The 5,964-nt window shown below is 58.1% G+C and carries 6 protein-coding genes; all 6 read left to right on the top strand.

Translation table 11 applies throughout. From position 1 onward, the window contains the following. Positions 1 to 337 (top strand): hypothetical protein (locus tag RDU83_13915; GenBank protein MDQ7842097.1); only part of this gene is annotated, 337 nt, incomplete at its 5' end. 377 nt (positions 338 to 714) lie between these two features. Then, entirely contained in the window at positions 715 to 795 is an 81-nt protein-coding gene (locus RDU83_13910; protein MDQ7842096.1) for a hypothetical protein, read from the top strand. Between the two features lie 3 nt (positions 796 to 798). Further along, positions 799 to 1,152, top strand: coding sequence for a hypothetical protein (locus tag RDU83_13905; protein MDQ7842095.1), 354 nt, complete (start codon positions 799 to 801; stop codon positions 1,150 to 1,152). Positions 1,153 to 1,170: 18 nt separating this feature from the next. After that, a complete protein-coding gene (locus RDU83_13900) occupies positions 1,171 to 2,820 on the top strand; it encodes a DNA methyltransferase (GenBank protein MDQ7842094.1) in 1,650 nt (549 codons plus the stop codon). 7 nt (positions 2,821 to 2,827) lie between these two features. After that, positions 2,828 to 3,274, top strand: coding sequence for a hypothetical protein (locus RDU83_13895; GenBank protein ID MDQ7842093.1), 447 nt, complete (start codon positions 2,828 to 2,830; stop codon positions 3,272 to 3,274). Positions 3,275 to 3,832: 558 nt separating this feature from the next. Continuing rightward, positions 3,833 to 5,734, top strand: coding sequence for an AAA family ATPase (locus RDU83_13890; protein MDQ7842092.1), 1,902 nt, complete (start codon positions 3,833 to 3,835; stop codon positions 5,732 to 5,734). Positions 5,735 to 5,964 lie beyond the last annotated feature (230 nt).

Here is a 5,964-nt window from a genome sequence, read left to right as displayed (position 1 = left end):
TGGGGTTGATTTCCAGATTCGCGACACAGAGAGCTTGTCGTTAGCGATCGTGGTCAACATGTTGGTGTACATCCTGCCCGGTTTGGCTCTGGCTGGGGTAGGTGCCTTGGTTGATGCAAAGCGCGGGCAGGAAGGAATGCCGACCTCTTCGCTGGTTCCCGGACAAGCTCCACAAAGAGACGCGCCTGTACCGCAACCGTTTCTCGCATATCCGCCTTCACAAGCGCCAGCAGCCGCTGAAGATAGAAACCGGGCGACCCCCGGGGAGATTGGATGCCTCGTGGGCGGAGCGATACTGGCGGTGCTGACCCTCGTGTGGATTGTCGCGAACTGGTAGGCCTCAGGGGAAGTGCTTGCGAAACCGCATGGGAAGGGTGGGCGAAACCAAACCTCTGCTCTCACTAGGTGGAGTGCTGCCCGGAAACCCGCTGCTAGAACGGAGCCGCTCAGACCAGAACGGCGGGCGGGCTGCCCAAGGCGAGCGTGGACTACCGGCCCCCGGCCCTGACTGAGCGGGGAGCGGCGCCAACGTGACCCAAGCAGCGGTTCAGCGAGGCGGCCGATGAAGCAGCGGATCTACGGCCGAAACCTCCTGGCAACGGGAGGTCGCGGGAGAATAAGCAGGAGGTGCCGTCATGACCGAACAGCCCGACACCTGCATTATTGGAGGCCAGCCGTTCATTATCCTAGAACGGCACGAGGACGGCACCGCCACTGGTACGCCTGAAGTGCATTTGCGGCCCCGGCGACCAGGGCGAACCCGTCCTGACCGCCATGCTCCCCGAGGAGGACTGACCGATGAGTCCCGATCCCGCAGCATCCTACCGCCGGTTCACTCCTCGCCAGCGGGCACAGGCTGAGGCAAGGTTCAGCCGTGAGGCTGTTGCCGTCCGAGCACGGGTGGAGGCCGATCGCACCGCCGCGGCCATCGCTGCCAACCTAGCGCGGAGCCGCAAGACACTGCAGGCCGCTGAACTCGTGCTACGGCAGGGCACCCTCAAGGGCAGCCCGTTGACACCCTCCCTGCGGCGGGAGGTGGAGTCTATCGCCAAGGACGCCCGCAAGATGATAGCCGAAATCGCCGTCGCGGCAGGACTGGAAACCTACACCTGGAATCTACCTCAATTAGTCGAGGCTGCTCTCGGTGCCTGAAAAAGGGGAGCCGTTCGCGTGAACACGCTCTATTACGGCGACAACCTGGACATTCTCCGCCGCTACCTCAAGGACGAGACGGTAGACCTTGTCTATCTCGATCCGCCCTTCAAGTCCAACCAGGACTACAACGTGCTGTTTCAGGAGCAGAATGGCTCGCGGTCGGCGGCGCAGATCAAGGCGTTCGGGGACACGTGGCGCTGGGATCGGGCTGCGGCGGAGGCGTACGAGGAGGTCGTCGAGGCAGGAGGCCCGGTGTCGCGCGCCATGCAGGCGTTCCGCACGTTCCTGGGCGAGAACGACATGCTGGCCTACCTCTCGATGATGGCCCCGCGCTTGATGGAATTGCATCGGGTCCTGAAACCGACCGGCAGCATCTACCTGCACTGCGACCCGACGGCCAGCCACTACCTCAAGATGCTCATGGATGCAGTGTTCGGGCCAGCGCAGTTCCGAAACGAGATTATCTGGGAGCGAACCGTCTCCCATAACATCCGAACCAAGGGATATGTTCGGGCGAACGACACGATTCTTTACTACTCAAAGACCACACAGTTCGTGTTCAATGACCAGTACACAGCGTATGGCCCGGAACAAATGCGCCGGTATAAACCGGACGAAACTGGCAGGCTCTACAAGGCGGAGAACCTCACTTTCTCATCTCCCAATCTTAGTCGGCAATTCGAGTGGAGAGGGGCCAAGCCGCCGCCCTACCGTTCCTGGGGTGCCTCCTTGGAGCAACTGGAAGAATGGTACGCGCAAGGCCGAATACTGCTAAAGCAGGACGGCACGCCGAGGCTGGATGGCCTAAAGGTGTACCTGGATGAGACGAAAGGCAAACCGGTCTCCACGAACTGGGCAGATATTCCCAGAATCGGGAACACATCGGCGGAGCGTCTCGGCTATCCCACACAGAAGCCCGAGGCTCTGCTTGAGCGAATCGTCGCTGCAAGCACCAACGAGGGTGACACGGTCCTCGATCCGTTCTGCGGCTGCGGGACAACGGTAGCTGCTGCGCAGAAGCTCAAGCGGCGTTGGATCGGCATAGACATCACGCACTTGGCGATCACGCTGATCAAGCACCGTCTGTACGATGCGTTCGGAGATCGGGCGACCTACAAGGTGATTGGGGAGCCGGTTTCTCTACCGGACGCACAAGACTTGGCGGTGCATGACCCGTACCAGTTTCAATGGTGGGCGCTCGGACTCGTTGGCGCACGTCCCGTTGAGCAGAAGAAGGGTGCCGACAGGGGCATAGATGGCCGTCTCTACTTTCACGATGAAGGTGAAGGCGGCAAAACGAAGCAGATCATTCTGTCAGTGAAGGCCGGTAACGTAACAGTCGCGCATGTTCGTGACCTCCGAGGCGTACTGGACCGGGAGAAGGCCGAGATTGGTGTGCTCATCAGCATGGAGGAGCCGACCAAGCAGATGAGAGCGGAGGTGGCGGGTGCTGGCTTCTATCTCTCGCCAGTCTGGGGGAGGAAACATCCTCGCCTGCAGGTTCTCACTGTCGCAGAACTTCTTGAGGGCAAGCGAATTGACTACCCACCTTCTGGACAGGTCAACGTCACCTTCAAGAAAGCGCCAAAGGCGAAGGCGAGAGAGGCTGAGCAGTTGACGCTCGCGGCTGAAGACAAGGCGGAGTATCGGACCAAGGGCAGGTGAGACAGGCATGACGATCTCGCTATGGACCTCAATTCTTGTGGCTGTTGTCGCTGGCCTCTTCGCAGCAATCATTGCTCCACTTGTCACGGCCCGTGTCGCCAGACGGACATGGCGTTGGCAAAAACGCTTTGAACTCAAATATGAAATCTTTCGCGGAGCGGTCGGTGCGCTTGCGGCATGGTCGGCGGATGCGCTCGACCCTCGGCTGCAGAGTTCAAAGGCGGACTACAAGGGACACGTTCGTCAAGTGGAAATAAGGCCAGAGACCGCTCAAGCCCTGGGATACTACAACGGCTTGGTGTCCGCGTTCTTCTTCCCGAAGGTCGCCACTAGATTTGACGAAGCGGCTCGCGCACCCATCTCAATAGAGAAGGCTTCGGATACAGAGTTTGATCAGAAGCGGCTGGCTTTCATCCAGGCCGCCGTACAGGAACTGGGCCTCGACGAAAACTAACAGCGGGTCGGTCAGACCCTGCCTGACGTACTGAACCGCTTAGGTCCCGCCTGTAGAGGAGGTCGTCACGATGGAACACCAGGGATTAGACATAGTGCGCGCCCGCGTCGAGAGGCTGGAGCGGCGGATGCGCGCCCTGTAGATCGGCCCTCGCCCGTCTGCCACGGGCGGGGCGGAAGGCCGTGTTCCTGCGCTTCTTCTTGGACTTGACGGAGATCAGCCGCAAGCTGGGCATGTCGGACTACACAAGAAGCCCTAGATTGGCTACAGTTAGGCTACAGTGACGGGGGCGGGCATCGGCAGGGTTCACCCGCACGCCTTCAGACACGGCATGAAGTCTTGGCACGAGTCGAACGGGACCCGCCTAAGGTCTTGAAGGCCCCTTTCAGACATGGGCCGCGCAGTGTCACCGCAGGTGTATGGGGAGGCGTAACATAGGGGAAGGAAGGTCCAAGCACAGTCTGAGCCGAAGTGGAAGCTGCAGAAGGCGTTCTCGCCCTCTGGAGAACGCAACAGCATCGGAAAGTCTAAGAGGGCGGGGCGGGGGTTTGGAGCCCGATGGTACTATCCAAAGTTCGGATAGGCAACTTCCTCTCTGTTCGAGAGCCAATCACAATCGATATCGACAAGAAGGTCACGATCCTCCTCGGTTCAAACGATCACGGAAAGACGAACATCCTAGCTGCCTTGAGGCACTTGAACGATGCCTTCCCGATCGAGGCTGAAGAAGTCAACTGGGATGCAAACAAAGAGGACCAGCAGCCCACAATAGAGTTTGTCTTTGAACTGAGCGACGAAGAGACAGCGGAGTTTGAGGCGCTTTCCAGGGAAGAGGTGGTTGAAGAACACGCTTCTGCGAATGAGGAGGTTAGCGGCCCTACTAATGCAGACAAGCCCACGATGGGCGATGGGGCTGCAGGCGTGGCGGAAGATGCTGCCGACGCGCAAGCCGTTGATGAAGGGCAGAGGGAATCAAGAGTACCAGAAGACGAAGAGGCTGTGCATATTGCGGCCGGGCGGCAGCTCGTCTTCAGCAGGCAGGGGGTTGGCAAGCCGCTGCTTGTGGATGGTCTTCCCGTAGAAGAACTCTCGGCCGCGAAGCAGGGCTTCCTCAAGCGACGCAAGCCTAAAGTGGAACTCTTCAATGTCACAGGGAAACTCCATGATTCAGTGACTTTCGCGAAGCTCTCGGATGAAGAATTCGAATTCATGGAAGGCATACTGTATCAGGCAGGTCTCTCGACCAGCAGCAAGAGTCTCTTCACACTCGACGATGTTACTAGGCGGCAGCTTTCCGAGGCATCGGAGGTCCTAACTCAGCGACTGAGAGAACTCTGGGAACAGGGCAGGAATCTTGAGTTCATTCTGGACCACGGGGCAGGTGAAACAATAGAACTACTGGTGAAGGACCCTGCTGTTCAGACACGTTTTGTGCGCCTCTCAAAGAGGAGTACAGGTGTAACCCAATTCTTTCAACTGTCCATGATTCTGCTGGCCCGTAGGACGAAGAACCCTTCTGGTTCCTACATCTATCTATTCGACGACCCAGGCATTCACCTCCATTCAAAAGGACAGAACGATCTCATGCAAGTCTTCGAGCGCATTGCCGACGACAGCCAAATCGTCTACGCCACCCATTCTCTATTCCTCCTAAACCAAAACTACCCAGAACGTCACAGGCTGATCTTGAAGGACGGCGAGGGAACGAAAGTCGATCAAAAACCGCATCAAGGGAACTGGAGACGAGCAACCGATGCGCTGGGCGTAACCCTCCAGTCCAACATTCTCTTCTCCTCGAAGCTTCTCTTTGTTGAAGGAGACTCCGATCCGATGTACTTGTATGAGCTCTTTCGGCAACTGAACAGGCTTGATCACCTCGATGTTGACCTGAACTACCTGGGCGTCAAGAGCTTCTATGATGAGCAGAACCTTAGGACTCTTCTGCAGTTCTTCAAGGGTAAGGAGGAGGAGCCAAGGGTAGTTCTATTGGTCGATGGAGATTCGTCCGGGAAGAAGATCCTGAGTAAGGCAAAGGAGTTGTGCGACCGATTGCGTGTCCAAGTGATGGAACTACGCGCCGGTAGATCTATCGAAGACTACTGCCTCTATCCCGAGCAATTCCTTCAGGCTGTTGTTTCGGCGTTGCGTGAAGTCCTGGGATCAAGGAACCTTTCAGTGCCGGACGAGTTGGAAGCGGAAGTGAGACATGAATGGGAGGCGCATCGACTTCACCCCCCCCTCACAACCGGGAGGTGGTTTGAGACTATAGCTCGACGTTGGGTCCGCGGCGGGGTTTCGAAGGTTTGGCTTGCACGGGAATATGCGATCAGAGCGAGGGAAGTGGTCGGAACGACCGCACCCGAGAACTTGGAGGACGCGGTGCATCTATGTCAGAGCATCGCGGAGAAGCTTGATCTCCCCCAGACGAGGGCGAAGAGCGTTCTGCTGGCTGCGGAGTAGCAAGTGGTCAAGATGGCGGTTGCCATCGGTGTGCCCACGGTGTGCCCAAGACAAGCCAAAAGACCGGCTAACACCGGGAACCACGAGAGAATACCGAACGCCCAAAACCCGCATCCTGACTGAATCACAGCCAACAATATCGAACAAGGCGAATCATCCCAGAAAGGCGAAATAGGGTTTGGGACCAGAAGGTCGCCCGTTCAAATCGGGCCGCCCCGACCATCAAGGAA

The sequence above is a fragment of the bacterium genome, from assembly GCA_031082185.1.
Taxonomy (GTDB): Bacteria; Sysuimicrobiota; Sysuimicrobiia; order Sysuimicrobiales; family Humicultoraceae; genus VGFA01.
Note: the sequence above shows the minus strand (reverse complement) of the source record. Positions and strands in the feature narration are given on the sequence as shown.

Excerpts from the sequence above, each read along its gene's own strand:
- RDU83_13905 (MDQ7842095.1), top strand. The coding sequence starts at position 799 with ATGAGTCCCGATCCCGCAGCATCCTACCGCCGGTTCACTCCTCGCCAG.
- RDU83_13895 (MDQ7842093.1), top strand. The coding sequence starts at position 2,828 with ATGACGATCTCGCTATGGACCTCAATTCTTGTGGCTGTTGTCGCTGGC.
- RDU83_13890 (MDQ7842092.1), top strand. The coding sequence starts at position 3,833 with ATGGTACTATCCAAAGTTCGGATAGGCAACTTCCTCTCTGTTCGAGAG.